At 46.3% G+C, this 25,087-nt stretch carries 22 protein-coding genes; 12 read left to right on the top strand and 10 right to left on the bottom strand.

Going from position 1 to position 25,087, the window contains the following annotated elements; translation table 11 throughout:
• Window positions 1-6: 6 nt before the first annotated feature.
• Window positions 7-2,520: a glycoside hydrolase family 3 protein gene (locus tag ACXAGP_RS04950; RefSeq protein ID WP_475259920.1), complete on the bottom strand. Its 2,514-nt coding sequence runs from the start codon at window positions 2,518-2,520 to the stop codon at window positions 7-9.
• 219 nt (window positions 2,521-2,739) lie between these two features.
• On the opposite strand from ACXAGP_RS04950, the gene ACXAGP_RS04945 reads away from it, so the two are divergent.
• The 6 genes from ACXAGP_RS04945 (at window position 2,740) to ACXAGP_RS04920 (ending at window position 10,755) form a co-directional block, all read left to right on the top strand.
• Complete coding sequence (locus ACXAGP_RS04945; protein ID WP_475259918.1) at window positions 2,740-4,101, top strand: GH1 family beta-glucosidase; 1,362 nt, start codon at window positions 2,740-2,742, stop codon at window positions 4,099-4,101.
• Window positions 4,102-4,133: 32 nt separating this feature from the next.
• Window positions 4,134-5,657 (top strand): MFS transporter, encoded by a 1,524-nt coding sequence (locus ACXAGP_RS04940; RefSeq protein WP_475259916.1) that lies wholly within the window; start codon window positions 4,134-4,136, stop codon window positions 5,655-5,657.
• A 29-nt stretch (window positions 5,658-5,686) separates the two neighbouring features.
• A complete protein-coding gene (locus ACXAGP_RS04935) occupies window positions 5,687-6,679 on the top strand; it encodes a LacI family DNA-binding transcriptional regulator (protein WP_475259914.1) in 993 nt (330 codons plus the stop codon).
• Between the two features lie 158 nt (window positions 6,680-6,837).
• Window positions 6,838-8,502 carry an alpha-amylase family glycosyl hydrolase gene (locus tag ACXAGP_RS04930; RefSeq protein WP_475259913.1) on the top strand — a complete coding sequence of 555 codons (1,665 nt, stop codon included), beginning with the start codon at window positions 6,838-6,840 and terminating at the stop codon, window positions 8,500-8,502.
• Window positions 8,503-9,264 (top strand): hypothetical protein, encoded by a 762-nt coding sequence (locus tag ACXAGP_RS04925; protein ID WP_475259912.1) that lies wholly within the window; start codon window positions 8,503-8,505, stop codon window positions 9,262-9,264.
• A 69-nt stretch (window positions 9,265-9,333) separates the two neighbouring features.
• Entirely contained in the window at window positions 9,334-10,755 is a 1,422-nt protein-coding gene (locus ACXAGP_RS04920; protein ID WP_475259910.1) for a winged helix-turn-helix domain-containing protein, read from the top strand.
• Here ACXAGP_RS04920 and ACXAGP_RS04915 read toward each other — a convergent pair.
• The 3 genes from ACXAGP_RS04915 to ACXAGP_RS04905 are packed head-to-tail and all read right to left on the bottom strand — an operon-like array spanning window position 10,737 to window position 15,509.
• Entirely contained in the window at window positions 10,737-11,528 is a 792-nt protein-coding gene (locus tag ACXAGP_RS04915) for a DUF6671 family protein (RefSeq protein ID WP_475259908.1), read from the bottom strand. The two genes, ACXAGP_RS04920 and ACXAGP_RS04915, sit on opposite strands and share 19 nt — an antisense overlap.
• 43 nt (window positions 11,529-11,571) lie before the next feature.
• The gene (locus tag ACXAGP_RS04910; protein ID WP_475259907.1) at window positions 11,572-13,977 is read right to left on the bottom strand and encodes a YbcC family protein; all 2,406 of its coding nucleotides are present in this window, start codon (window positions 13,975-13,977) and stop codon (window positions 11,572-11,574) included.
• A gap of 14 nt (window positions 13,978-13,991) precedes the next feature.
• Window positions 13,992-15,509, bottom strand: coding sequence for an NADH-quinone oxidoreductase subunit L (locus ACXAGP_RS04905; protein ID WP_475259906.1), 1,518 nt, complete (start codon window positions 15,507-15,509; stop codon window positions 13,992-13,994).
• Between the two features lie 102 nt (window positions 15,510-15,611).
• On the opposite strand from ACXAGP_RS04905, the gene ACXAGP_RS04900 reads away from it, so the two are divergent.
• Window positions 15,612-16,490, top strand: coding sequence for a LysR family transcriptional regulator (locus ACXAGP_RS04900; protein ID WP_475259905.1), 879 nt, complete (start codon window positions 15,612-15,614; stop codon window positions 16,488-16,490).
• Window positions 16,491-16,508: 18 nt separating this feature from the next.
• On the opposite strand, the gene ACXAGP_RS04895 is transcribed toward ACXAGP_RS04900, so the two are convergent.
• From ACXAGP_RS04895 to ACXAGP_RS04875, 5 genes are all read right to left on the bottom strand, one after another.
• Complete coding sequence (locus ACXAGP_RS04895) at window positions 16,509-16,958, bottom strand: GNAT family N-acetyltransferase (protein ID WP_475259903.1); 450 nt, start codon at window positions 16,956-16,958, stop codon at window positions 16,509-16,511.
• A gap of 78 nt (window positions 16,959-17,036) precedes the next feature.
• Window positions 17,037-17,879, bottom strand: coding sequence for a helix-turn-helix domain-containing protein (locus tag ACXAGP_RS04890; RefSeq protein ID WP_475259902.1), 843 nt, complete (start codon window positions 17,877-17,879; stop codon window positions 17,037-17,039).
• Window positions 17,880-17,947: 68 nt separating this feature from the next.
• A complete protein-coding gene (locus tag ACXAGP_RS04885; protein ID WP_475259901.1) occupies window positions 17,948-19,426 on the bottom strand; it encodes a carotenoid oxygenase family protein in 1,479 nt (492 codons plus the stop codon).
• Window positions 19,427-19,434: 8 nt separating this feature from the next.
• Window positions 19,435-19,854 (bottom strand): DUF2141 domain-containing protein, encoded by a 420-nt coding sequence (locus ACXAGP_RS04880; protein WP_475259900.1) that lies wholly within the window; start codon window positions 19,852-19,854, stop codon window positions 19,435-19,437.
• Between the two features lie 167 nt (window positions 19,855-20,021).
• Window positions 20,022-21,023 carry a GlxA family transcriptional regulator gene (locus tag ACXAGP_RS04875; RefSeq protein ID WP_475259899.1) on the bottom strand — a complete coding sequence of 334 codons (1,002 nt, stop codon included), beginning with the start codon at window positions 21,021-21,023 and terminating at the stop codon, window positions 20,022-20,024.
• A gap of 157 nt (window positions 21,024-21,180) precedes the next feature.
• Here ACXAGP_RS04875 and ACXAGP_RS04870 point away from each other — a divergent pair, with 157 nt between their 5' ends.
• The 4 genes from ACXAGP_RS04870 to ACXAGP_RS04855 all read left to right on the top strand — a co-directional run bounded on the left by ACXAGP_RS04870 (window position 21,181) and on the right by ACXAGP_RS04855 (window position 23,815).
• The gene (locus ACXAGP_RS04870; RefSeq protein ID WP_475259898.1) at window positions 21,181-21,993 is read left to right on the top strand and encodes an enoyl-CoA hydratase/isomerase family protein; all 813 of its coding nucleotides are present in this window, start codon (window positions 21,181-21,183) and stop codon (window positions 21,991-21,993) included.
• A gap of 24 nt (window positions 21,994-22,017) precedes the next feature.
• Window positions 22,018-22,836 (top strand): SDR family oxidoreductase, encoded by an 819-nt coding sequence (locus ACXAGP_RS04865; protein ID WP_475259897.1) that lies wholly within the window; start codon window positions 22,018-22,020, stop codon window positions 22,834-22,836.
• 21 nt (window positions 22,837-22,857) lie between these two features.
• Window positions 22,858-23,169, top strand: a complete 312-nt coding sequence (locus ACXAGP_RS04860) for a putative quinol monooxygenase (RefSeq protein WP_475259895.1) — start codon at window positions 22,858-22,860, stop codon at window positions 23,167-23,169.
• 208 nt (window positions 23,170-23,377) lie between these two features.
• Window positions 23,378-23,815 (top strand): hemerythrin domain-containing protein, encoded by a 438-nt coding sequence (locus ACXAGP_RS04855; RefSeq protein ID WP_475259894.1) that lies wholly within the window; start codon window positions 23,378-23,380, stop codon window positions 23,813-23,815.
• A gap of 90 nt (window positions 23,816-23,905) precedes the next feature.
• Here ACXAGP_RS04855 and ACXAGP_RS04850 read toward each other — a convergent pair whose 3' ends face one another.
• The gene (locus ACXAGP_RS04850) at window positions 23,906-24,337 is read right to left on the bottom strand and encodes a GNAT family N-acetyltransferase (protein WP_475259893.1); all 432 of its coding nucleotides are present in this window, start codon (window positions 24,335-24,337) and stop codon (window positions 23,906-23,908) included.
• A 162-nt stretch (window positions 24,338-24,499) separates the two neighbouring features.
• Here ACXAGP_RS04850 and ACXAGP_RS04845 point away from each other — a divergent pair, with 162 nt between their 5' ends.
• Window positions 24,500-25,000 (top strand): RNA methyltransferase, encoded by a 501-nt coding sequence (locus tag ACXAGP_RS04845; protein WP_475259892.1) that lies wholly within the window; start codon window positions 24,500-24,502, stop codon window positions 24,998-25,000.
• Window positions 25,001-25,087: the final 87 nt, after the last annotated feature.

The raw sequence follows: 25,087 nt of genomic DNA, 5'->3' as shown, positions 1-25,087 counted from the left end.
ATCGACCTATTGCAGCTTTGCGCATGCTTGGGGGGAAACTGATGTTGTACCAATGAGCTGCACATCAGCGATTGAAATTGTTTGTGCAATATCACTATTGATCTCAAAAGGCACAACGCTGTTTTGAAATTCCATTCCCAACTCTTGTAAGCACTGCAATGGCACCTCAATGGTCTGCCACTTATTATGAGATGCTGCGAATTTGTGCAGGTCTAGTTTCGCTTCACAGCTTCTTTTATCTGGATTATCGCAACGTTGCATTAACCAGAGCGGGCTATCCGTTGATTCTTCGGTTTTCAGAGAAAAAGACAGAGCCGCATTGGCCAGTAACTCGGCGCGCAAGTCTTCTCTAAAGTGACTTTTGCTGGCGATATACAAGGCGCTATTGTTTTTACCGGAAAAAGTGACTTGAACCGCGTCTTCCTGAATATCTTTATCAATGGTGCGGTACTGCAATCCCTCAAGAGAATGGGTATTACTGTTGATCTGCAAGCGCTGCTCACCTTCTCGCAACCAGAGGATCCATGGTTTTTGGGTTTGACCATTGAAGATAGTGCGAGGTAACGAGGCTGTGGCTTGTTGTTGCAGTTTTTCAGGTAATACCTTGTCATCAAGTGGACCGGTTGCGCCATATTCCAAACCAAATCCATAAGGCAATAACGGACTGTAATCAGCATCAAAGCGGTTCATCATCTGAGTCGGGGAGTCTGGCCAGGAATAGCTGAGTTTTCCGCTGATGGGATAGCGGATTTGGTTGTTCTTATCACGCAGTATCACGTCCGCAATCCCTTGTCCTTCACTGCCTGGTAGCCAGGCAGCAACAAAAGCATCAGAGGCATTCAATTCAGCGTTCACCCACATGGGACGACCGCTAATAAATACCGAAACCACAGGGATTTTTTGCGCTTTCAATTTTTGTAGCAGGGCCAGGTCCTGTTTGTCCCCAGCCTGATAGTTCAAATCGCTGCGATCGCCATGACCCTCTGCGTAAGGTGACTCACCAAAAACTACGATAGCGACGTCGGGCTTTTGGCTGTAGCTGCCATCAAGACTCAGTTCAGTGCTACCGCCGCTTTGCTTTACATGTTGAGCAATGCCTTGGTAAATAGATGTCGCACCCGGAAAATCACTGTTTTTATTGCCAGTGCCTTGCCAGGTAATTGTCCAACCACCGGATTGTTTGCCAATGTTGTCTGCGCCATTTCCTGTGACAAGGATATGCTGTGTCGGATTTAACGGCAGCAACTGGTTTTTATTCTTTAACAAAACCAGGGATTCGCGTACCGCTCGTCGCGCAATTTCGCGGTGCTCTGGTGCCCCTATCAGTTCGACTTTGTTAGCGAATTGTCGCTCTGATGGCGCCGGACGTTCAAAAACACCTGCCAGCAGTTTGACCCGCAAAATTCGACGTACAGCGTCATCAATGCGGGACATCGGGATTTCGCCGTCGCGAGCTTGCTGCACGGTATTGGTGAATAACGCACGCCACGCTTGGGTCGGTGCCATAAACATATCCAGGCCGGCATTGATGGCTTGCGGGCAGCTCTCGTTGGTGCAACCTTTCACTTGTCCATGTCCGGACCAGTCACCTACAACAAAGCCACGAAAGCCCATGCGTTCCTTGAGCACATCAGTAAGTAAATACTTGCTTCCATGTATTTTTTTGCCATGCCAGCTGTTAAATGACGCCATTACCGTCGATGCGCCAGCTTGAATACCACTGACGTAACCCTGGGCGTGGAGTTTGACTAAATCCGCCTCGCTGTCGATATTGTCGCCTTGGTCATCACCACCAACGGTTCCGCCATCACCTAAAAAGTGTTTAATGGTACTGATCACCCTGTCAGGCTGCATAAAATCAGCATCTGAACCCTGCAAGCCCTTAACGATGGCAGCGGAGTAGGCTTTTACAATTTCAGGATCCTCTGAATAGCCTTCATAGGTGCGGCCCCAGCGATCATCGCGCACCGTGGCAACGGTGGGGGCAAAGATCCATTCAATACCCGTCGCCTGTACCTCCAAAGCAGTAGCTCGAGCAATATCCGATATGAGTTGGGGATTGTTTGCCGCACCCAAGCCGATATTATGGGGAAATAACGTGGCACCAATAACATTGTTGTGGCCATGCACGGCGTCTGTGCCCCACATTGTTGGTATTGCAGAGCCATCAAGACTGTCATCAACACTGGCGCGATACAGGTCGTCCGCCAGCTTTACCCAATCTGCTACTTTGGCTTGTTTGTTGCCATAGGGGAACGAACCGCCGCCATTGAGGTAAGAACCGAAACCATAGCGGCGCATATCTTCAACACTGATATCCCGGATTTCTGGTTGAATCATTTGGGCGACTTTTTGTTCCAAAGTCATCTCTTGCATAAGAACTGTGATCTGTGTCTCTACCTCGTCTGACTCAGGTAAGCCAGAGATATCTTTTGGCCAGAGCGAGACCTGAGCCGACAATTGAATGCTGCTTAGCAAGAAGAAAACACCCGTTACGTTACGCAATTTATTAGATTTCATGGTTTTTACTCGTTCCTGGAACACAAAGAAGCGCTGACCTTAATAATATTGTTTGTTCACTTTGACTGGAAAGCGCTTTCCAAATCTGCTAAAAATATTGAGAAAGCGCTTTCTCAAAATAAGAATTGCATGTTATAAACATAAATACAACATCCATTTAACAATAAATTTTCTGAATGTTGTTTCAAATTAAGCATTAATCTCGGAATTAAAATATTCATGACAGAACCTACAAAAGACCTGCGACTATCACCTCCTTCTCCTTTGATGAGCCGAGATTTTCTGTTCGGCGTCGCAACTTCATCATTTCAAATTGAAGGGGATAGTGAAGGGCGATTACCCTGTATTTGGGATACTTTTTGCGAGCAAGATGGGACCATTACCGATGGTAGCGATGGTCATGTCGCTTGCGAGCACATTAAACGTTGGGAAGAGGACGTGGCTATATTGCTGGACTTGGGTATCGATGCCTATCGTCTGTCTCTCTCCTGGCCGCGCATAATGAGCGCTTCTGGGGATTTAAATCAGCAAGGCATGGATTTTTATATTCGCCTTATCGATACTCTCAATGCTCACAATATTAAAGTGTTTGTTACCCTTTATCATTGGGACTTACCTCAGTATCTGGAGGACAAAGGCGGGTGGTTGAACCGAGATACTGCCTATGCTTTTGAGCAGTATGTTAGACAGGTGGCCAATTGCTTGCAGGATAAAGTTTATTCTTACGCCACCTTCAATGAGCCTTTTTGTTCTTCTTATCTGGGCTATGAGATTGGGGTTCATGCTCCGGGGAAAACCGGGCGACGTTCAGGCAGACAGTCAGCACACCATATTCTTTTGGCCCACGGCTTAGGCATGCAAGCGTTACAACAGATCTGCCCACAAGTGCAGCGCGGTATCGTACTTAACTTTACACCTTGTTATCCGGTAACAGATGCACCAGAGGATATCCAGGCCGCCAGGCTTGCCGATGAATATATTAATTTGTGGTATCTGCAGCCCTTATTAGAGGGTAAATATCCTGATGTTATACAGTGTCTGTCTGAGGAAGATAAACCTGAAGTCTTCCCCGAAGACATGCAAATCATCCAACAGCCGCTGGATTTTCTAGGCGTTAATTTCTACACCCGCTTAACCTATTCGGCACCCGAAACACCAGCCGACCTATATACTGAACATGCGCATCGAGAACCTAAAACCGCAATTGGTTGGGAGATTTACCCTCAGGCATTGGCGCAGCTATTCTCTGATTTGTCGTCACGTTTCACTTTGCCGCCTGTTTACATCACGGAAAATGGTGCAGCCATGGCGGATCAATTAATCGATGGTGAAGTTTTAGATCTGGACAGAATTGCTTACTATCAACAACACTTGAATGCGTTGGAAGACGCCATTTCATCTGGTGTCGATATTCGCGGTTACTTTGCATGGAGTCTCATGGATAACTTTGAATGGGCGGAGGGTTATACGCAACGGTTTGGCTTGATATATGTCGATTTTGAAACTCAGAAGCGTACGTTAAAAGCCAGTGCAAAAGCCTATCAAAACTTGCTACAAGCTAAAAAGGCGCTGCATGATTAATATTAGTTCGTGGTATTGGAGTCGTTAGGGCCATGTCGAAATTAAGTCTTGCTGAGAAAGTCAGTTATGGCGCCGGAGATGCTGCTGCGAATCTGGTGTGGCGCGGCGCTTTGGCTTATATGGCGGTGTTTTATACTGATACCTTTGGTCTTGCACCCGCAGCGGCAGCTATGCTGTTTTTGGTGGTGCGTTTATCAGACGGTATTACAGATATCATGATGGGCATGGTAGCTGATCGAACCCAAACCCGGATGGGCAAATTTCGTCCCTGGATACTTTGGTCTGCGCCGCTGCTGGGACTATTTATGGTACTGTGTTTTACCACGCCCCAGCTCAGTGACGGTGGTAAACTCGTCTACGCCTATGCTACCTATATTGGTTTGACGTTGGCTTATACCATGAGCAATGTTCCCTATTCTGCGCTAATGGGGGTAATGACCAGCGATCACAAGGAACGCACCAGCTTATCAGGGTATCGCTTCGCCGGTGCATTTATTGGCGGCATGTTTGTAATGGGCTTTTTACCCATGTTGGTCAATGCTCTGGGAGACGGTGATAGCGCGCAAGGCTATCAATATGCAATGTTCTTTTATGCCGCATTGTTAGTTGCACTGATGTTAGTCACGGTGGCGTTTACCAAGGAAAGGGTGCACAGCGAAGTGCAACTGTCTGGCTCGTTGAGAACTGAGCTTAAAGATTTGGCTAAGCAGTTACCTTGGCTGATTTTACCACTGTTGGCCATGACCTTGTTCTTCTATTATCGCAATCTGCCCAGCGCCGTCTTTTTTGTTATGGTGTTTGCTGTGCTGTGGTGGTTGATCAAACGATTGAAAGCATCTCCGCAAGAAAACGCTAGTCGCACACAACGGGACTTGTTGGATTTACTGGACAATAAACCCTGGCTCATTTTATTGGGCATGGGCTTTTTAACCATGATGTTTAATGGCGTTAAATACGCCGCAGTGGCCTATTACTTTAAGTATTATGTGGGCAACGAGTTACTGGCCGGGCAATACTTTATTGCGTTGCTGGTGGTTTCTGTGGCCGGGGCTTTGTTAACGCCAAAATTTTCGGCCCTGTGGGGACGTAAAATCCTGTTTATTGGGGTCTTACTATGCAGCAGCCTGTTAACGGGCATTATGTTCTGGCTGCCAGCCGAGCAGACTTGGCTGATATTTCTCGCAGGTTGTGCGGCAGAATTTTTCGCTGCCATGATGCCAACGCTGTTTTTCGCTATGTTGGGCGATGCTGCTGATTATTCTGAATGGCGAACCGGACGCAGAGCAACCGGCCTTGTATATTCTGCAGGTACTTTTGTACAGAAAACCGGTGGTGGCTTTGCTGGTGCTTTAGTGTTGCTGGTACTTGCCTGGTATGGTTACGATGGTTTGGATAAATCCACTGCACAAGCTGCGATACCGGCAATGTTATTACTCATGAGTTGGATCCCGGCGTTGTTTGGCGTTGCCGGGGCGGCGTTAATGTGGTTTTATCCACTAGATGAGCGAACTCAATCTCAAATCACTGACGAATTAGCACAAGCAAGGGCGGCGTAATTTACGAAAACCCTGTCACAGGAGGATAAGTGGCGACAATATACGAGGTAGCAGAACGAGCAGGCGTGTCGTTGTCGACGGTTTCAAGGGTATTGAATGGCAGGAAAACCGTTAATGCTCAGTTGCGGGAAAAAGTTGAAAAAGCGGTACAAGAGCTTAATTATCGGCCCAGCTCAGTAGCGCGTTCGCTAGCAAACAATCGCACCGACAGTATCGGTGTGCTGGTAGCTGAACTTCACACCCCCTTTTTCGGTGAGATGATGCAAGCCATCGAAATGACCCTGCGAGCGCAAGATAAACACGTCATTATCAGTGTGGGTCACAACGACCTGGAAAAGGAACTGGATGCCGTGGAATTTTTAATCAGCCGTAATTGTGATGCCTTGATTTTACACTCTGAAGCCATGTCCGATGAAGACCTGTTAAAACTGCAAAGCCGTCTCCCTATTTCAATTATTAACCGACACGTTCCTGAATTGCATGAGGCTTGTTTCTGTTTAGATAATGAAGCGGGTGGATATCGCGCAACGCAGCATCTTATTGCTAAAGGGCATCGCAACATCGCTTATATTTCCGGACCGGCCTGTAAGGCTGATGCCATGCAGCGTTTGGCTGGTCACAAGAGAGCTTTGCAAGAGGCAGGTATTGCCTTTTCTGATGCCTATCATTTTGAAGGTCGCTTTAAAGAAGAGGACGGTATTGAAGGATTGAAAACCTTATTGGCTCGAGACATCGAATTCACCGCATTAGTTTGTGCTAATGACTGGATGGCCTCCGGGGCCATGAGTTGTGCCCGAGATTTGGGATTAAGGCTACCGGAAGATTTATCTATAGTAGGATTCGATGACGTGGTGATTGCCCATCACGTATACCCAAAACTTACCTCCGTTTGTAACCCCATTTATCAAATGGGGGAGATGGCAGCAAAGTGTATTTTGAACAAGGTTTACAATCAAAAACATCAGCTACAACATCTGTACGATGCTGAGTTAGTCTTGCGCGATTCGGTAATGCCCGTCTGATTATCTTCTGACCGATATTCATTAATCCAAAAGTGTGAGTATTCACTCACACTAAAAATATTTTTTTATCTCGCTTTAAAAAAATTTAAGCAGGTTTCAGTGTGCTGTATTGAAGCGCTGTGCCAGATTGATAAAAGTTTAATCACTGGAACCTGAATATGAGCAACAAAATACAAGGTGTTGTGAGCCTGTTTACTATCACTGTACTGTTATGGACAGTATCAGCATTCCCGGTATTGGCCGGAACCCACGAATTTTGGCGTAACGCCACCGTATATTTTTTACTTACCGATAGATTCAATAATGCCGAACCAGGCAATGACCACAACTATCAGCGCAATGCAGCTCCAGCGCTTTTAAGAGGCTTTGAAGGTGGTGATATCAAGGGGGTAACCCAGCAGATTGAAGCAGGCTATTTTAATCGGCTCGGTGTTGATGCTATCTGGACAACGCCGGTGATTGAGCAAATACATGGCTACGATGAATCTGATAATCTCACCTACGCTTATCACGGCTACTGGCCAAAAGATTGGACGGCTATTGATGCCAATTTTGGTACTGAGCAAGAATTTGCAGAGATGGTAGCGGCTGCCCACAAAAATGGCATTCGCATTGTGATGGATGTCATCATTAATCACACCGGACCGGAAACAAAGCAAGATGCGCTGTGGCCGAGTGACTGGGTCAGGACCAGGCCCGTATGTAATTGGCGCAGCTATCAACAGAATGTCTCCTGTGCTTTGGCCACATCGTTAACTGATGTGCTAACCGAATCGGAAAAGGACACTCAATTACCTTCTATTTTGAGAGACAAATGGAAGAGAGAAGGGCGCCTGGAACAAGAATTGGCCGAACTGGAGGACTTCTTTTCTAGAACCGGCTATCCAAAAGCACCCAAATACTACATCGTAAAATGGTTAACAGATTGGGTGAGAGAATACGGTATTGATGGTTTTCGCGTAGATACAGCAAAACACGTTGAGCCAGAGATTTGGTCTATTCTGAAAAAAGAGAGTGAACTGGCGCTGGCCCAATGGCGTGAGCAAAACCCTGAGAGGCTCGCTGGGGATTTACCATTTTATATGGTTGCCGAAGTGTTTAACTGGGGCCTTGATGGATTTAAAAGTGCTAATCCACAAACCCATGCTTATGATTATGGCGACAAGCAAGTGCAGTTTTTTGATTATGGTTTTGATGCCATGATAAATATGGGTTTTGTTGCTCATATCAGCCAGGACAGCGAAACCCTGTTTTCTCAATATGATGCGCAATTGCATCATCCATCGTTTCGCAACAAGGGCATACTAAACTATATCGGCTCCCATGATGATCAGGACTCTTGGGATCGCAAGCGCAAACAAACATGGCAAAGCGCTTTCAAACTAATGATGGCACCAGGTGGAGTGCAGATCTACTACGGCGACGAGTTGGCGAGGCCTATGTTGGTGCCGAAGGCCTACGGTGATGCAGGGCTCAGAGCTAACATGAATTGGCAAGACCTGCCCCAACCTGAGACACAGGCGCTGTTAGCTCATTGGCAAAAGCTAGGTCAATTTCGTCAGCAGTTTGTAGCGGTGGGGGCCGGGAAACATCAAATGTTGGGCGATGCGCCTTATGTATTCAGTCGTGAGCTTGAAGGTTTTGATAGTGTGGTGGTGGCTGAAATGAGCGCCGGGGAAAAACAGATTGATGTTGCTAACGTCTTTGAAGAGGGTTCGACCTTAAAGGATTATTACTCCGGTGAGGTGGTGCAAGTTGTGTCGGGCAGGGTACGTTTTTCCTCCCCGTATCGCTGGGTATTATTGGCAACTGCGGATAGATAAATGAATCAGGATAAAGTGCAGCTTTTATTGAACAGATTGCAGCAGGTCGCTCATGTGCTCAAGCAGCACTCTCAAGGATTGGGGCTGCTGGGGCTGGGTTCAACCGGTGAACAAAGCCGCATGGATGAACACTCTGATCTGGACTTTTTTGCTATTGTTGCTGAGGGCCATAAGTATGCCTTTATTGATGATTTAAGTTGGTTAGCTGATATTGCGCCGGTGGCTTATGCCTTTAGAAATACCCAAGATGGCTACAAATTGCTCTACGAGGATGGCGTATTTTGTGAGTTTGCTGTGTTTGAAGCACGAGAGTTACCAAGCATACCTTACCAATCCGGGCAGTTTATCTGGCGAGACGATAGTTTACCTGAATCCCTGGCAACACCCTGTCTATCCACTCCTGAAATATCTCAGGATGTGCCATTTTTATTGGGGGAGCTACTGACTAATTTGTATGTGGGTCTATGTCGTTATCAACGAGGCGAAATGTGCTCTGCACAGCGCTTTGTGCAGGTGTATGCTATGGATCGCTTAATTGCTTTACTGGATTTAACCTTGGCCGACAGTGATTTACAAAATCGCGATCCGTTTTGTATCGACAGAAGGGCGGAACAGCGCCACATGCAAGTCGCCCAACACTTGAGCGGATTTTTATCTGATGTTGCAAGGTTGCCAGAAACGGTTGAGAACATGTTGGACTTTGTAAAACAACGATTCCCGGTGGACTCTGCCATGGAGGCGCACATCAGGGAATTGCTGTAGTACCACTCATGGGATCAATGTTATCCTGACTTAATTGTTTAAGTCAGGTTTTGCTCTTCCTCTGCCCCCATGATATTTAAGATCGCTCATTTTGAGCTCAATACTGATACACGTGAACTGATAGATGGTGAGCGCAAACAGTTGATTCGACCTAAGACCATGGCTTTGTTGCTCTATCTGATGGAGCGCCAAGGCACGCTGGTTACTAAAGGCCAGTTGTTAGAGGAAGTCTGGGACGATGTGACCGTCCACGAAGGGGTGATTTTTCAGTCTATCAGAGAAATCAGAACTTTGTTTGGCGATCTTCCTGTGGTGCAAAACCACCCCAGGAAGGGCTATCAATGGCTGATCCCGGTACAGAGACAGGAAAGCCAAGCGGCAGTAGCGGATAAGCTTGGCAAATCTGGCCCACTAACCAGCAAAAAAAGTGTTGTTGCTGCAGCCTGTATTGCTTTGATATTGGCAATTGCTATTGCCTGGCACTTTATGCCAATGAAAAACCAACCTTTGTTACAGCTGTCGGTGCAAAACCGCATCGACAGAAATGATCTGGACGCCTTGCAACAGGAAAAATTGGCAGCGTTTGCGGTGAATCTCCAGCAATCCCTTACAGACATGGAAGTCAGCGCGGCAAACCTTGAACCGCCAGCAACCGACTCCGTAAGCACTAATGCAAAAAATTGGGCTCTGGATATCAAGCTTTATGGCGATATTTACGATTTTAAACTGGTTTATTCCCTCAAAAATCATGAACTCACCATCAGCAACGCCATTTTAAGTTATTCCCTTGAAGATGCATTCACCACTTTACATGATCAGGTTACACATATAGTTCAAGGTCATATCAATAAGCAACAACAGCAATGGTCTGAGTTTGCAGAAGTGGTCACTGCTTTTGAGACAGACTGGGAAATGGCGCTACCTAAGTTAAAACAATTTGTTTCCCGGTTTCCCGATAACATTGAAGCGCAATTGATGTTATCTCGGTTGCTGTTATGGCAATCTCAACAAGAAACCGCATTGCATTACTGTGAGCAAGCACTTAGTAACCCGAAACTGACTTCTTCACAGCAGGCAAGATTCCAGCTATTGAAAGCTCAAGCCCTTTATCCTGGCTCAGCACCAAATGCGCTACAGGCGATAAATAAAGGACTGACGGTAGCAGTTGAAAAAGATGCGTGGCTGGTAAGGGCAGAGTTAGAAGAGTTGCAAGGCGACATATTGCGACAACAAGGTGATGTTGTTGTCGCGCTGCGTAGCTACCTCAAGGCGCAATCTATTTATGATGAAATCAACTTGCCAGTTAATGCCGCGGGATTGAAGCTAAAGCTGAGTGGTTTGCATCTGGATATGGGGCAAATGGTGATGGCGCAGCGCTTTTACCAACAGGCCCGTCTGGAAATCCAATCGCGTGAGATGTCGTTTCTTTATGGTCAGTTGGAGGAGTATGCGCAACGGATTGAACCGCAAGTTCAGGGATTACAAAACTGACATGTGCCCGGATCAGCCGGGTCATCGAACCGTTCAGCAATTTCCTCATATTGGCATCGTTCACACACTTTTATGGTGGCTTTGATTTGCTCCGTGGGCAAAGAGCAGCAACTGCATAAACGGCCCTTTTGTGCTTTTTTCACCACAAAATCCAGTGCCTGGCATTCCGGGCAATGGGACTGCAAGCGAGTGGCCAGGTCCTGCGCCGCTTTGGCAATCATGATTTGCCGTTCCGGACAGTGCATGGCCCGCAGATCCGGCTGTAATTCGATTGGAAAACTAAGCTCATTTGAGCTTGCCATGGCCATCAATTGTTCTGCGGATAACCCTTTGTGAATTTTTTCTGATGTATGCCTGAGCCAGGCTTGCTGAGGGAAGTCATTAAGCTGTGCTGCCAAATCGTCCGTAGCTTGTGCTGTCAGGTTATTGATCTTGCAGGGCCCATTGGCCATAGCATAAACGGCAACCCCTGGCTCATTGTCGTAAAAGCAGAGTATTTCTTCGTTCCAGTTCATAAAACCGGGCATGGGACCGCCGCCAAAGCTGCCTTCGCTGCCCAGCCCATAGCGGCTTCCGGTAAATTCACAGGCTTTTTTTGCTTTGAACAGGGCCGCTTCTTTGGGTGTTAACTTGCGTTTTACCTCGCCTGAAAAGGTGCCTAGACTATCTGTATCAAACTCTGAATTTTCCACCAGAGAAAAGCCGAGCGACTCCAGTTGGGGCGCGATAAGCGTCCCTTTCTGATGCTTGCTACACAGCACTATTTCGGGCATTAAAAATAACCTTCCAGCTGTTGTAAGTGGCTTAAGGTTTTCATTAATGACCTTGCTCCTGTGTGATCCAATCGCCTTTATACAATCGATGTATTTGTTTGGTTTCCTGCCAGCTAAATAAATACAACCAGTCGTTATCTATCAGCTGCTTGATGTGGGAGTGTTTGTTGACAATATCTGCAATGGCTTCTTGAGGTGCTGCGATATAGACGCTAAGACGCTGTGGCGTATGCATCCAGCGCTTGCCATCGTGTAGTGATTGCATCGATAGTCCGATGCGCAAATCACCACCGTTACCTTCAAATACGCCAATGTTGCCAGCCACTGCGTTGTGCAGCACCTTGTTACCGCAACCCCATTTCAGGTTGTCGGTTACCGAGGCGTTGTATTGCATGTTGATCCAGTTTGTTACCACCATAGGGGCAGTAATCAAAAGTTCTAATACCGAATAATCAGAATCGCTTCGCCAGTCATAATCATGTAAAAATACCTTGCCCTGTAAATTGAGGGATTTGGTACGATGTCTAGGGGCGATAATGAAACTGTGATTACCCGCAAGGCCCCATTCAGGTCGCACTTGCGACCAGTCGTAACTGCGTTTTTGATAGGCTTTTTGGCGCTTTTCCGGTGTCATTTTGGCCAGCTTTTCGTCCACTTCTGTGGCCCGCTCCATTTGCGCAATTTGTGTGGCACTGCGCAGCCATTGTTGCTGCTGTTCAGAAAGCTCATGGTCAAAGTAACTGAATTCGTCAGTGGTGGTGTTGTGTAATGCCGCCACAAAATGCGTTGTTTGTGGTATTAAAACGCCCAATTTCTTCAACTCGACGCGCACCGCTTCGTTATTCAGTAGTTGGGTGAGGATACGCACGTTCACCTCTCCAGATTGTCCGCCACAGGCACCGCAATCCAGACCCGCAGCATGCAGGTTGTTGGCCGTACAACTGGCATGACCGACCAACATCACCTGTTCTGCGTAGTTCTGAATGCCCAGTGCGCCGAGGATCCCTTTAGCTAATTCAGCACAATCTTGGATGGAGAGTGTTTCACCGTCGCGATTGAGTTGCCACTGGGGTTCGTGGCTTAAACTGCTTACCGGATTTTCCTGCCTACCGGGAAACCACATATTTTTCAGTAGTTTAAAGCCATACCACCAACCTGCTGATTCCACCAAAGAAAAAGAACCGGTTGGGCTATAACTCCAGCGCAACCAGTTGGCTTGATTTTTTATCGGGCGCAGGCGTGTGACATTACCGGTGCGTTCTGAAGCCTCTATTTGCGGGGCCAATAAACCGGGAAGCTGCGGTCGCTGTAACTTTGTGCCAGTAGGTGCATAGGCGACAGGCATACCAAAAAAGCCAGCAAAACCACGGGTTTCGATGTTGTTATCCTGTTGCTCCAGGGCTCGGCGGATGATCTCCGAACGCACATCAATACAAAATACCGCTTGTAACGTAGGCTTTGACTCTGGTGCATCGCTGGTGGCGCGCAACTGTTTTTGCAACTGTTGTTGCTGAGTCAACTCATGGGCGGTGTGCCAAACCCATAGTGCTTTTTGATGAAGCTCGTGTTGTTGGAACTTAACGTTAATGTTTTGTTGTTCCTGTTTCCACTTTTTTGCCACGGCAGTTTGCACACCAGAGCTAATATGTTTTAAGTGGCGCCAGATAATGAGTTCCCAGGCGAGCCTCACGGCCAGCAAAGGCATCATATCGTCGCTGATATTTTGCCAGCGTCGGTAGGCCACATAAGCCGCCCAACCATTAATATCCAATAACAGGGCATGCAGATAGTCTTCTTGAATTGACTCTTCCACCTCAAGCTCAGCCATGGCGATTTCAAATAGCGCCTCCGGTGATTCGGGTAAGGTGCGGATGGATTGCGCCAGTTTGGCTTCTCCCATCAAAACCCCAATACCATTGTCTTTAATGATGTTGTTGCGCCAACTTTTGTAAAAGCAGTGTTGGCTGCTATCACCTTCAATGCGCTCCAGGATAGTGTTGGATTGATAAAAGGCGGCGCAAAATTGGCTGATTTGCTGAATAATCTCGTCATGCCAGGATACCTGATGTGCTGTTCGGTATTGGTCCACCAGGCCAGACAGGTTTTGCCAGCTGTCGGGGGCGACATTTTCCGTCATCAGCTTTAATGCAGGTAGCCCCTTGTTATAGTCGTGAATTAAGGCGGCTTGCTGCAATGCGCTGTCACTGATTTTGCCCTGTTGATACGCCTCTAACCAGAAAGACTTGGGCATCAAAGATTGAATACCCGCCAATGCTGCCAGGCGCGTGGACACATCGGTAAATGAGTCTTGCTTGAGCTCCCAGTAGGGATTAACCGCAATGAGTTTGTCCAGTGGCCAGTTCGGCGCAATGCGAGCGCAGACTTCGGTTGCACTGTCGAGTATTGACCGTGAAGTTGCAAACTGCAGTTGAGATTGAGCAGTATTCATAAATCCTCCAACGATTACTTAGATTGTGCGTGTGGCAAATTTGGCTTGCTCACTGGCCAAAAGCGCAGAGTGATACGAGTAAACCATTCATCGAGATAAAGTCCGGCGAATAGCGCCGCAGACAGTCTTTGTACCCAGGCTTGGTGATTAGCAAAGCGCAGGTGCAAACCAATCACGAACATGTTGATAAATATCAGACAAGTGAACACATCCTCTGCACTGAGCAGTGTGATGCTTTGGCCATCAAAAAACTCACCGAAACTGGTTTTGAGTAGCACGTAACAGGCGGTCAAAGCCACGGCACTGATGACTGCCGTGGACTTTTGTGCGCTCGTAGCCATAAGTATGGTGATACCCATCCACAATAGTACCCAAGGCGCGATGGGGCCTTGCGCGTGAAACAGAGTGAATGCCCCGGCGATTACTGCCAGACTGAAAACACCGGCTGGTAACCAAAAGCGCACTGGGGCACGTAACTTGCCACTCAGTTCCTGTTGCAATTGCTCGTTGACGGCGTTTCCGGAATTCAGGAAGGCATAAGCTTTATATAGGGAATGCGCTACAAGGTGTAACAATGCCAGTGAATATAAACCCAAGGCGCACTCAATCAGCATCAATCCCATTTGTGCGGAAGTCGACCAGGCAAGGCGTACTTTGACACTGACCCGGGTCAGTAATATCAGGGCAGCCAGCAGGGTACTTATTCCTGCAATAACCAATAATGTCCAGCGGCCATAAGCAGAAAACTCAATCAGCGGGCTGAACAAAATCAATAGATAGCCACCTAAGTTGATGATACCGGCGTGCAGCAGAGCACTTACCGGGGTGGGGGCTTCGACGACTTTTATCAGCCAACCGTGCACGGGGAGTTGGGCACACTTTATTAGCGCCGCAAGAGCAATCAAGACGGCGGCAGTGTGCTCTAGATATGCGCTACCTGTGCCAATGCTCGTTAATAGCTCATCGATGAATAAAGTTTGATGAGCCATGTAGAGCAGTGCAAACGCACCCAATAAACACAACTCGGCCAGGCGTGCCAGGATAAACTTTTTATGTGCGGCAAGAATGGCTCGGGGGCGCTCGGGGTAGAGGGTTAATAGCTTGTGTAAGCATAAGCTGATAGCCACCCAGCTCATCCAGAAGATCACCAGATGGTTGCTCAGTAGTGTGACAGACACGGCTGTGAGGGTTAACATCATCCAGCGGAAAAACCGCGGGTAGCAGGCCTCGGCTGACAAATAATTGTGAGAGAAGCGCAGGATGATCATGGCGATGAACATCACCAAAGGTAAAATAATGCTATTAACGTTAGTAAACTTGAAAAGTGCGCTATGACTGACGCTAATCACATTGCCATTGAGCAATATTGAAGCGCTGCCGATGAGCAATAAGGCTAAACCCGAGATCCAGAGTGTTGCTTTATAAATTGCGCGTCTGCTGCCGGTTGTTGCCGCTCTGCCTCCCAACCAGCCCATCATTGCCCAAACTCCGGGCAGGAATAAAAACGAACCTGTTAGCCACCAACTTTGCATAACCACCTCTTGCGAATGCATTAAGTGGCGGCAGTTTGCCAAATCCAGAATATTAAATAAAATAGATATAAATTAATTGTATGTTCGTAAAAAAAGAACTGTATGGCTAAGCGACTGAATTATCATCACTTATATTACTTCTGGCAGGTAGCCAAGAACGGCAAATTAACGGATGTCGCCAGAGAATTACACGTTTCTCAATCTGCTTTATCGGCACAGATCAAGCAGCTGGAACAGCAAATGGATACGCAATTATTTTTACGGGATGGTCGCAGATTATCGCTCACTGAAACCGGAAAGCGAGTATTTTGCTATGCTCAGGATATCTTCGCCAAAGGTAAAGAGCTGGAGCTGCTACTTAGTCAGGGGATTGAATCCGACAATCATCTCTCTATTGGGGTGATGACTAACTTGTCTCGAAATTTTGTCGAGGCTTTTATCAAACCCTTGATGAGCAACAAGGAAGTTAGCTTCTCTTTGCACACCCGAGGTTTGGCTAATTTGATCAAAGGCTTAAATAAGCGCGATTTTGATATTGTGCTGACCAATTGCTCTATTGCTGAACAGCAGCCTGAACAAAATTTACAACAGCATTTGGTGGCTCAACAACCTGTGGCTATTATCGGGCACCCTGATATCAAGCCTGTCACTGATTTCCCAGTGGGCTACGAGGATGTGCATTGGCTGCTGCCCAACAAAGGTACCGCCATTCGTTCGGCGTTTGAGTTTTTCTGTGTGCGCAACAACTACAAACCCAAAATTATGGCAGAAGTTGATGACATGGCCATGTTGCGACTTTTGACCCGTGATACTGATGCTTGTGCGGTACTACCGCCGGTAGTGGTAAAGGATGAAATTCACAATCAGCTGCTATCGGTTTATCAGGAAATCCCCGAGGCGTATGAACCTTTTTATGCCACCACCATTGATCAGGCCATATTCCCCAAATTATTTGGGGAACTGATGAATTTTGAATTTTGATGGGTAAGTGAGGGAGATCTAAGCACCAAAAGTCATAACGATAACCTGCTCGCCACTGAGCTCATGCAGATTTTGACTTTGGTTTACGAAGCCATAAGCCTCATAAAAAGCTCTGCCTGTGGTGTTTTTTTCAAACACTTCCAGCATAACTGAACTCGTTAACTCAATCGCTTTGTTCATCAATCGGGTTCCAATGCCCTTGCGCTGATGTTGCGGGTGCACAAACATGGCTCCGACTTCCTGAGCGCCTGATTCATGGCCAAGAAGCGCCATAAAGCCAATAATTTGGTCATTTATTTCTGCTACCCAAGTGTCTGAAATCGGTAAAAATTGTTCGGGTATTGCCCTCCTGACAAAATCCACCACAGAGGCTTTAAGAAAGGGATGAGCCTGTTTGTTGGCGGCTTCCCATACCTGCATCAAGCTTGGTAGATCCTCTGAAGTAAATGGTCGAATCTGAATACTCATGTGTTTTCCGGGTTGTTGTCTTTTATGGTAAAGAGTCTGCCTGATTAGCCTTTTCGGGTATTGAATAAATCCGTCAAATTAGAGTTTGTTGTTATGAGATGAGGCGTGAAAATCACCATAAACATCAATTGTTAGATCTTTTTCCTGCCAGTAGGTACCCGGAGTGGCGCCGATGATGTGCTTTAATTCTCGTATTAAGTGGGGTTGATCAGAAAAACCAAATTGCGCCGAAATCTCTGCCCAGTCTGGTTGTATAGGGTCTTGCGCATAAAGATACTCTAGTAGTTTCTCCGCCCTGATGGCGCTTTGAAACTGTTTTAAAGTCATCAATGTTTGCTGCTGGAAATGCCTTTCCAAAGTGCGCTGTGAGGTCCCCAATTTTTGGTTTAAGTCAGAACAGGTATGGTCCGGAAGTAAATGGATAGCTTGTCGTACCAAGTCCTGGTGTTTGGGCTGCGAATCCTCATCAATAAACTGTATCAGCCAGTTGTCTAATTCCCGTACGGTATTTTCTATTGGGTAATTTGGCACTAACCAAGGTGGCATATCAGTGTCACCAATCCAGTGTTGGTTAGATGGGGCAATGGTATTCAAATCGTTTTGGGTGATGAGAGCACTAAAAATCTTGTGCCTACCCGGACGTATTTTTACTCCCAAAATAGTAAAGCCCGTTGAGTGATCCATGGTAAAGGTTTGGCTATGGGGCAAGATACAGTGGCAGCCGTTGGCGATTTGTATTGATTGGTTCGTTTTGTAGGTACACTGGTAATCAGCCGCTGCTAAAACCAGGTGAGCACTCACATCAGGATAGAGTTTTGGAAAAGGATTACTGTCGTCATCCTCTGTCTTGTGAATGAACCAATAGGCTTCGACATATTCTGCAATCAGGGGATTGAGGGGGGATTCTTTCCAGGTTATCAAATTAAATTGCCACAGATTTACTGTGGCAAAAATCTATCAGTAATCCCAGTTTTTGCATAGCCCCAGGCTCAACTCTTCTGCACAAAACTGCCATGAAATCCCAGTGGTAAATGGCGTTCCATAGTGGCTGTCACTATAGGACCCGCGCTGATGGCATTGCGCAAAAACAGGTTTAATCCGGTTTGCTGCGTTTGCATATTCAAGAAGGTTTGAATTACGTATTTGTCCTTCTGGTTTTTACCGGATATCAGTAACGGCTCTTCTGCTACAACATGTTGCGGGTAATCGAAGTGTTCTTCGTAGCCCGAATCTGGGTTGTATAAGGTCAGGGCATCGTTGCGCACACCGTTTTTTTGGCGCACTCCAACGCCGGTTAAAGATGAGCCGTGAGAATAGGCGTGTTCGTCAAAAGAAGGAAACTCCATGACGACTTCTGACGTGAATTGTTTAATCTTTTTGTTATTGAGGTTGGCAATAATGGTGCTGACTTTGGCTTGTTTATTCAAGCTGCGATGCTGGTCATTAATGCGCTGAGTTTTATTGCTCTGCATCAGGCTGGCATCTTGATACCAGCAGAGGTTAACAGCAATTTCATGCTTGCGTTGCCAGGCATTGCCGAAATGAAATACAAAACCTGCTGGCAATTCAAACCAATGCTGTTTCGTTAAATCGCTCTTCTCCAGAATCAATAAACGCGATGACTGTTCGGGACGCCATGCAAACTTGTCCACATAGGTTTGTCCCTGATTGTGGTCATATTGATAAGGCGGCAATAGGAAAATCAGGTGTTGTTCGGTTTGGGCGAAGTCATGAACGTATCCCGCCATTGGCAAGGTGACAGGTAGTACTTTTTCAATACCAGATTGCGGCGATAGCAAATAGATAAATAACATGCCATTTTTACCCGCATAAGGCGCAAATCCAAAATTCCACAGCAAGCCATTTTGCTCGGGCAGCGGATGTGCGGAAAACGGCATGTGGATCATATCTTCCCGCCAATCCATCCGGCCCAGGGTTTCTAAGGTATCGGGGTCCAGTCGGTAAGCGGAACCTCCTTCCCACAAGGCCAATAACTCGTCATTCCATGGCTGCACCGCGATATTGGCCTGATTGGTGGTGTCATTGTTTCTAACTGGCAGGGTATTGTCTAAATGGGTGCCCGCGTGTTGATACAAAAATTGTTGTGCGGCATCTTCCCGCAGAAAGCGTTCAGTGTGCACCATTTTCCCTTGGTGAATAATGCCATCTTGGTTAAGCACAAACTGTTGCACCATGCCATCGCCATCAAACCAATGTTCAGTTTGCATGCCGCCTCTTTCAGATAGCGCCGGTCCGTTGCGATACAAGACGCCTTGCAAATCATCAGGCAGCTTGCCTTCTAATGACATGGCCAAGGATTCGAACTGTGTCTGGCGAACAGATTGAAAACCCAAAGACCAGTCAATCTCAGCGTTGCTCAAAGCATTCGCTGATTTAGCCAACACTCCGGGCATCGCTGAGAGTGCACCCAGCGCGCCCAATGATTGTATAAAATGACGTCTGTCCATCTGACACCTCAACGCAGTTTGATGGTGATTTGAGTATCTTCGGCAACGCTAAATTTCGCTTCTTCAAAAGAAGCTGGTCCAAAGCGCCCGGCGTTATTGCTAAAACCATAACCTTCTTTGGGTAGTCCCATCATATTGCTGTCTAGCTCACCATTGCTGTTTTCATCATGGAACAGTTTGATGGCGTACTCGCCTGTGGGCAGGTCTTTAAAAGCGGTGCTGACGCTTTCTGCGCTCGCTGATATTTTACGGGATGCTAGTGGCGCGTTGGATTGGCTGTAATCTTCGGGGGAGTCGTACAACACCACTAAAATATCACCATTGAAGGATGCAATATCCGTAACGTCCAGGTGGAGGTTTGCAGCCATCAGGCTTCCTGAGTACAAGGTGGCAATGGCGACGTAACTGGCTAATTTTCTGGCAAACATAATCTTACCTCTGGTGTGTTAAGTTCATCACCATAATAGGTAAAATTGTATTTCGATGAATGTGCCTAAAGTCATGATTATCAAAGGTGACTTTTGGCTATGGGAAATTTAGTTATTGACCAGGAAACACTGCGTATTCGCCTCTTTTACCGAGCAAATGGAAATGATTAATTCGCTCTGAATTCTCCCGGTCTTTTACCTGTTAATTTTTTAAATAATTTACAAAAGGAACTGACATCAGAATACCCAACTCGAAAAGTAATCTGGTCAACACTCAAGTCGGTGGTGCGCAGTAAGTCACAGGCAATCTCGATGCGAACTTTTTGCAAGTATTGGCTCGGCGTTAATCCAGTACTCTGTTTAAAGCGCCGCGTAAGATTGCGAACACTAAGGCCTGCTTTATCTGCCACTTCCTCCATCAAAAAGTCTGATGAAAAGTGGCTTTCCAGCCAATTCTGAGCGTTGTGCACCAGGTTGTCATTATGTTCGCGATACCGAGTGAGCTTAAGTTCAAAGTTTGGATTTGAGCGCGGCACGTCCATTAAAAAATTTCTGGCGACCTTCTGTGCAACCTCAATTCCCCACAATTTTTCTACTAAAAAACTGGCCATTTCGATGGCAGAATTGACGCCTGAAGAGGTATAGATATTTCCTGCGGCTGTAATGGTTTTTTCCGGCATAAGAATGACGTTTCTATAGCGTTTCTTAAAGTCTTCCACAAAACGCCAATAAACGGTAGAGACCTTGTTATCCAGCAATCCTGCTTCCGCTAACAAATAACTGCCTGCGTGCAAACATCCAATTACCGCGCCCTGCTGATGTTGCGCCCGTAACCACTCTATCAGCTGTTGATTGTCACTAATAATTTGACGGACATCGCCCCAAAAACCCGAGATCAATATCAATTGGTATTGGTAAGAGGCATCAATACTGCAATCAGCTTGAATGGTGGCACCAGAAAAGGACTGCACGGCTTGTCCATCTCGGGTGACGATATAGACTTCAGACGGTATTGAAAGCGAAGATTTGGATGGTGTAGTGAGGCGATTGCGCACCACTATATTTGCGGCACTAAACAGATCTCTGGCTCCACCAATACTGAGTTCGGTACTGCCGTTAAACGCTACAAGTGCGACGCGTTTAATTCCTTCTGATAATTGTTCATTCATGTCTGTGTCAACGGTTTAAAGCCTTTTCGCTTGCCTTAACGGTAAGTGATTATCGCCAATCATTTGTCTTTTTAGACCAATTACAAGCCCAGAGCAATTCTCCATACTCGAATTCAGATTCAATGGTGAATCGGCAAGTTAATTAAGGGTGTCCATTATGTCAGAAGTCATTTATGAAAAACGCGGTAAGATTGCTTACATTACCTTAAATCGTCCTCATGCGATGAACGCGATTGATGAACCCATGCACGAGTTATTGTGGCATACCTGGCGGGATTTTGCTGCGGATGACAGTCTGCAATTGGCAATCTTAACTGGAGCCGGAGATGAAGCTTTTTGTGCGGGGGCTGATCTCAAGTCTCACGCCACTGATTGGGTGCAACGAGGCAAAAGTGCCATGTTTCCCAGAGATAAAATGAAAGACGGCCTAGGCGGCCTGACTCGAGGTTTGCATCGCATTTATAAACCGATCATAGCCGCGGTAAATGGTTGGGCGCTGGCCGGAGGCCTGGAGACGGCCATGGCCTGCGATATTCGAATTGCTTCGGACAATGCACAATTTGGTTCTTTCGAACCGCGACGTGGTTATCACCATGGTGACGGAGGCATAGTGCGAGTAGTGAATACCTGCGGAGTCGGTATTGCCCTGGAAATGAACCTCACTGCTGAGCCCATTGACGCGCAACGGGCGTTGCAAGTGAATATGGTGTCTAAAGTAGTGCCTCAATCGAAACTGATGGCCACCGCCGAAGAGGTAGCTGCAAAAATTTTGCGCAATGATCAATGGGCGGTGCGTTCTGCCAAAGAAACCATTTTTGAAGTGATTGGGCGACGCTTGGATGATCAATTAGCTTATGAGTCTTTCCTAGGTTACAGCGGTGCAGCGAATCCACCAGTTGCCGAGCTTCTGAAAAATTTTGCAGACAAAACCGACAAGGGAAGAGTAGGCAAAAACAAAACCGACCTTTAATTCAATCAACTAAGGAATAAAACAATGTCTAAAACTATTTTGATAACCGGTGCTGGCAGTGGTTTGGGTAAAGGGGCTGCCATTGGTTTAGCGAAACAGGGCCATAAGGTAATTGCGACAGTGGAAAGCTGGCCACAGGTAACGCAACTAAAACAGGCTGTAGCATCAGAGAATCTGTCTCTGGTGGTGGAGAAACTTGAATATTCCTGCACACAAGATCAGCAAACTATTTTACGTAAATACGCACATCAAGTGGATATTTTTGTGGCGAATGCCGCTACGGGTGAGACTGGACCCGCGGCAGAAATTCCATTGGAGCGATATCGCCATGTTTTTGAAATCAATCTCTTCAGAACATTAGAGTTGACACAAAAATTCGCTGAAATATTTGCGCGAAAAGGGCGTGGAAAACTGATTGCTGTATCCTCCACAGCAGGGCTTCAAACTTATCCCTTTTTAGCTCCCTATACAGCCTCAAAGCATGCACTTGAAGCCGTTTTTCAGCTTTTGCATACAGAGATGACGCCTCTTGGTGTGCAGGTGGCCACTATCAATCCCGGACCTTTTGCCACCGGATTTAATGAACGTATGTATGATACAGTCGATCAATGGTATGACCCCACTAAACACTTCACTAGCGAAGAGCCTATTAGGGAAATGCAAGGTATGTTTGCCGATCCGGACTTCCAATATTCTCCACAATTAATGATCGACAAAATGGTGGAACTTATTCCCGCTGAAAATAATAAGTTTCGCAATGTCTTTCCTGAAGAGTTTGCAGAACATGTCAAAGACTATCAAAGCAACATTTGGCAGCTTAATTCTGCATCAGAAAATGTTTAACCGCATAGGGGAGGCTCGAATATGAAAGAAGTGTTTATCGTTGGCGAAATCCAGTGCCTTGAGGGCAAGGAAGTTGAAGTCGAGGCTATTTTGACTGTTCTGAGAGATAATTCCAAGCAAGAACCGGGCTGTGTTTACTATCAATTTTTTGAGTCTGAGGAGCATCCTTGTGTTTTTGCGACTATAGAGCATTGGCAAAATGCAGAAGCAGAACAACAACATTGGAAAACGTTGCATATTCAAGAGGCGACAAGTCAACTTGCTCCTTTACTCACCAGGGAGATGAAATTGTCCCGCTATCAACGCGCTGGTGATGAATTGGGCTGCGTTTAATCAGAAAGGTGGCGAAGGCAAAACACCGTCGCCACCCCTTTCATGGTATCAACTTATCAATCTTACTAACTTAAGTGTGAAATTTTTACACGTCGCTTGCTCTTCAAAATTATTAAATTAAATAAAATTCATTATAAACAATAGGTTACTATTCTGGCATAAAGATGGCAGATAACATTGTGAACTCATACATGATTGGGAGATCACAATGCAAATTTTTGAAACCATTCGCAAAGATCACGAAAAACAACGTTTGTTAATGAAAATACTGGTGCAAACTTCAGGTAACTCTGATGCGCGTCGTGAACACTTTGAAGAATTAAAGGAAGAGCTCAAGGCCCATGCCGCAGCGGAAGAGCGCCACTTCTACAAAAAATTAATGGGTTCAGACCGAACATTAGAGCAATCTCGTCACGGTATTCACGAGCACCACGAGATTGATGAGCTGATTGAAACTTTGGAAGAGACAGACATGAGCTCTTCTGCCTGGTTGCACTACATGAAGCAATTGCAAGATAAAGTACTGCACCACCTGGAGGAAGAAGAGCAGCAGGTGTTTCAGCAGGCGGGCCATGTTTTATCCGAAACGCAAAAAGATGAACTGGCAGAGGATTTTGCAGAAGAGAAAGAAGAGTTGCTGCATTAGATGAGGGGTAACTGCCTTAGAAACGGAAACGCCCAAAGTTATTAGCTTTGGGCGTTTCTTCTCTCAAATTCGGTAACGACACACCGAGCTTTACAGAGCCATATGCAGAATTGGAAAGGGTTTACCCATATCATCCAGAGGCGAACGAGAGATAATTTTGAAACCCATGTGCTGGTAAAAGCCAACTGCCAGCGGGTTTTGTTCATTTACGTCAACCTTGGTTGCGCTTAGCTGCTCTATTGCATAGCGCAAAAGCACTTTGCCAATACCTTTGCCCCTTGCTGCGTTTAAGATGAAGAGCATTTCAATTTTCGCGTCATGGACTCCTGTAAAGCCCATGATAGCGCCGCTTTCATCCTTGACACATCTCAATGTGACAAAAGGGAACGCTTTTTCAATAATAATGGGTTTAAAAAACTCAATATCTTCTTCTGTTATGAAGTCATGAGTGGCCCGGACTGAATTTTCCCAAACATCAAGCATCTCTGCATGATTTTCAGGAAGCACATTTTCTACAATCATAGCGTTTTCTCTTAAGCTGAATGAATACTATGTGCAGCCGCGAGCGCTACTATAGTGAACTGAGCATTATTTGTCCAAGTTTCCTCGGTTTCTCGAGTTTCTGAGCTGGAAAAAGTTTGCTCTTGCTCATACAATTATTGGTTTTTATTATTTCGCAATAAAATGCCACAATCTCTTGTTACCCTTGGTCTGCAAAACCCAAAATCCGCCAGTAATGTCGCTTCTATCTTGAGAGCGGCGGGCTGTTATGGTGCCAGTTCAGTGTTTTACACCGGAAATCGCTATCGTTACGCCAAAGAATTCAATGCCGATACCCAAAACATGCATCAAAAGATCCCTACTGTAGGGGTGGATGATCTGTTAGCCATGGTCCCAAAGGGGGCAAGAAAAGTTGTAGTGGAGTTGGTGGAGGGGGCGGTTCCGCTGCCGGATTACCAGCACCCGGAGAATGCCTTTTACATCTTTGGCCCCGAAGATGCGTCAGTAAACCCCGAGCTGGTTTCAGCATGCGATGACGTTGTTTATATCCCCACACATGGCAGCATGAACCTTGCCGCGACCGTCAATGTAGTACTATACGATAGACTGGCAAAATCTGATTTTGAGCGCGGCGCTCATGTTGTTAGAAAAAGCAGAGACAATAATAATCGCTTGAAGATCTAATAAAGTAGTGGCGCACTTCATTGCTCGAAAAAATAATGATTTAAATCAGTTTACAACAAGTTTTACCAGGTAAATCAATGACTCAAA

The sequence above is a fragment of the Planctobacterium sp. AWM4_229 genome (assembly GCF_056160305.1).
The sequence above is the reverse complement of the archived record's forward strand: the minus strand, read 5'-3'. Positions and strand labels throughout refer to the sequence as shown.

Coding starts and splice junctions, on each gene's coding strand:
- ACXAGP_RS04950 (WP_475259920.1), bottom strand. CDS start 2,520: ATGAAATCTAATAAATTGCGTAACGTAACGGGTGTTTTCTTCTTGCTA.
- ACXAGP_RS04945 (WP_475259918.1), top strand. CDS start 2,740: ATGACAGAACCTACAAAAGACCTGCGACTATCACCTCCTTCTCCTTTG.
- ACXAGP_RS04940 (WP_475259916.1), top strand. CDS start 4,134: ATGTCGAAATTAAGTCTTGCTGAGAAAGTCAGTTATGGCGCCGGAGAT.
- ACXAGP_RS04930 (WP_475259913.1), top strand. CDS start 6,838: ATGAGCAACAAAATACAAGGTGTTGTGAGCCTGTTTACTATCACTGTA.
- ACXAGP_RS04925 (WP_475259912.1), top strand. CDS start 8,503: ATGAATCAGGATAAAGTGCAGCTTTTATTGAACAGATTGCAGCAGGTC.
- ACXAGP_RS04920 (WP_475259910.1), top strand. CDS start 9,334: ATGATATTTAAGATCGCTCATTTTGAGCTCAATACTGATACACGTGAA.
- ACXAGP_RS04915 (WP_475259908.1), bottom strand. CDS start 11,528: ATGCCCGAAATAGTGCTGTGTAGCAAGCATCAGAAAGGGACGCTTATC.
- ACXAGP_RS04910 (WP_475259907.1), bottom strand. CDS start 13,977: ATGAATACTGCTCAATCTCAACTGCAGTTTGCAACTTCACGGTCAATA.
- ACXAGP_RS04905 (WP_475259906.1), bottom strand. CDS start 15,509: ATGCAAAGTTGGTGGCTAACAGGTTCGTTTTTATTCCTGCCCGGAGTT.
- ACXAGP_RS04900 (WP_475259905.1), top strand. CDS start 15,612: ATGGCTAAGCGACTGAATTATCATCACTTATATTACTTCTGGCAGGTA.
- ACXAGP_RS04895 (WP_475259903.1), bottom strand. CDS start 16,958: ATGAGTATTCAGATTCGACCATTTACTTCAGAGGATCTACCAAGCTTG.
- ACXAGP_RS04885 (WP_475259901.1), bottom strand. CDS start 19,426: ATGGACAGACGTCATTTTATACAATCATTGGGCGCGCTGGGTGCACTC.
- ACXAGP_RS04880 (WP_475259900.1), bottom strand. CDS start 19,854: ATGTTTGCCAGAAAATTAGCCAGTTACGTCGCCATTGCCACCTTGTAC.
- ACXAGP_RS04875 (WP_475259899.1), bottom strand. CDS start 21,023: ATGAATGAACAATTATCAGAAGGAATTAAACGCGTCGCACTTGTAGCG.
- ACXAGP_RS04870 (WP_475259898.1), top strand. CDS start 21,181: ATGTCAGAAGTCATTTATGAAAAACGCGGTAAGATTGCTTACATTACC.
- ACXAGP_RS04865 (WP_475259897.1), top strand. CDS start 22,018: ATGTCTAAAACTATTTTGATAACCGGTGCTGGCAGTGGTTTGGGTAAA.
- ACXAGP_RS04860 (WP_475259895.1), top strand. CDS start 22,858: ATGAAAGAAGTGTTTATCGTTGGCGAAATCCAGTGCCTTGAGGGCAAG.
- ACXAGP_RS04855 (WP_475259894.1), top strand. CDS start 23,378: ATGCAAATTTTTGAAACCATTCGCAAAGATCACGAAAAACAACGTTTG.
- ACXAGP_RS04850 (WP_475259893.1), bottom strand. CDS start 24,337: ATGATTGTAGAAAATGTGCTTCCTGAAAATCATGCAGAGATGCTTGAT.
- ACXAGP_RS04845 (WP_475259892.1), top strand. CDS start 24,500: ATGCCACAATCTCTTGTTACCCTTGGTCTGCAAAACCCAAAATCCGCC.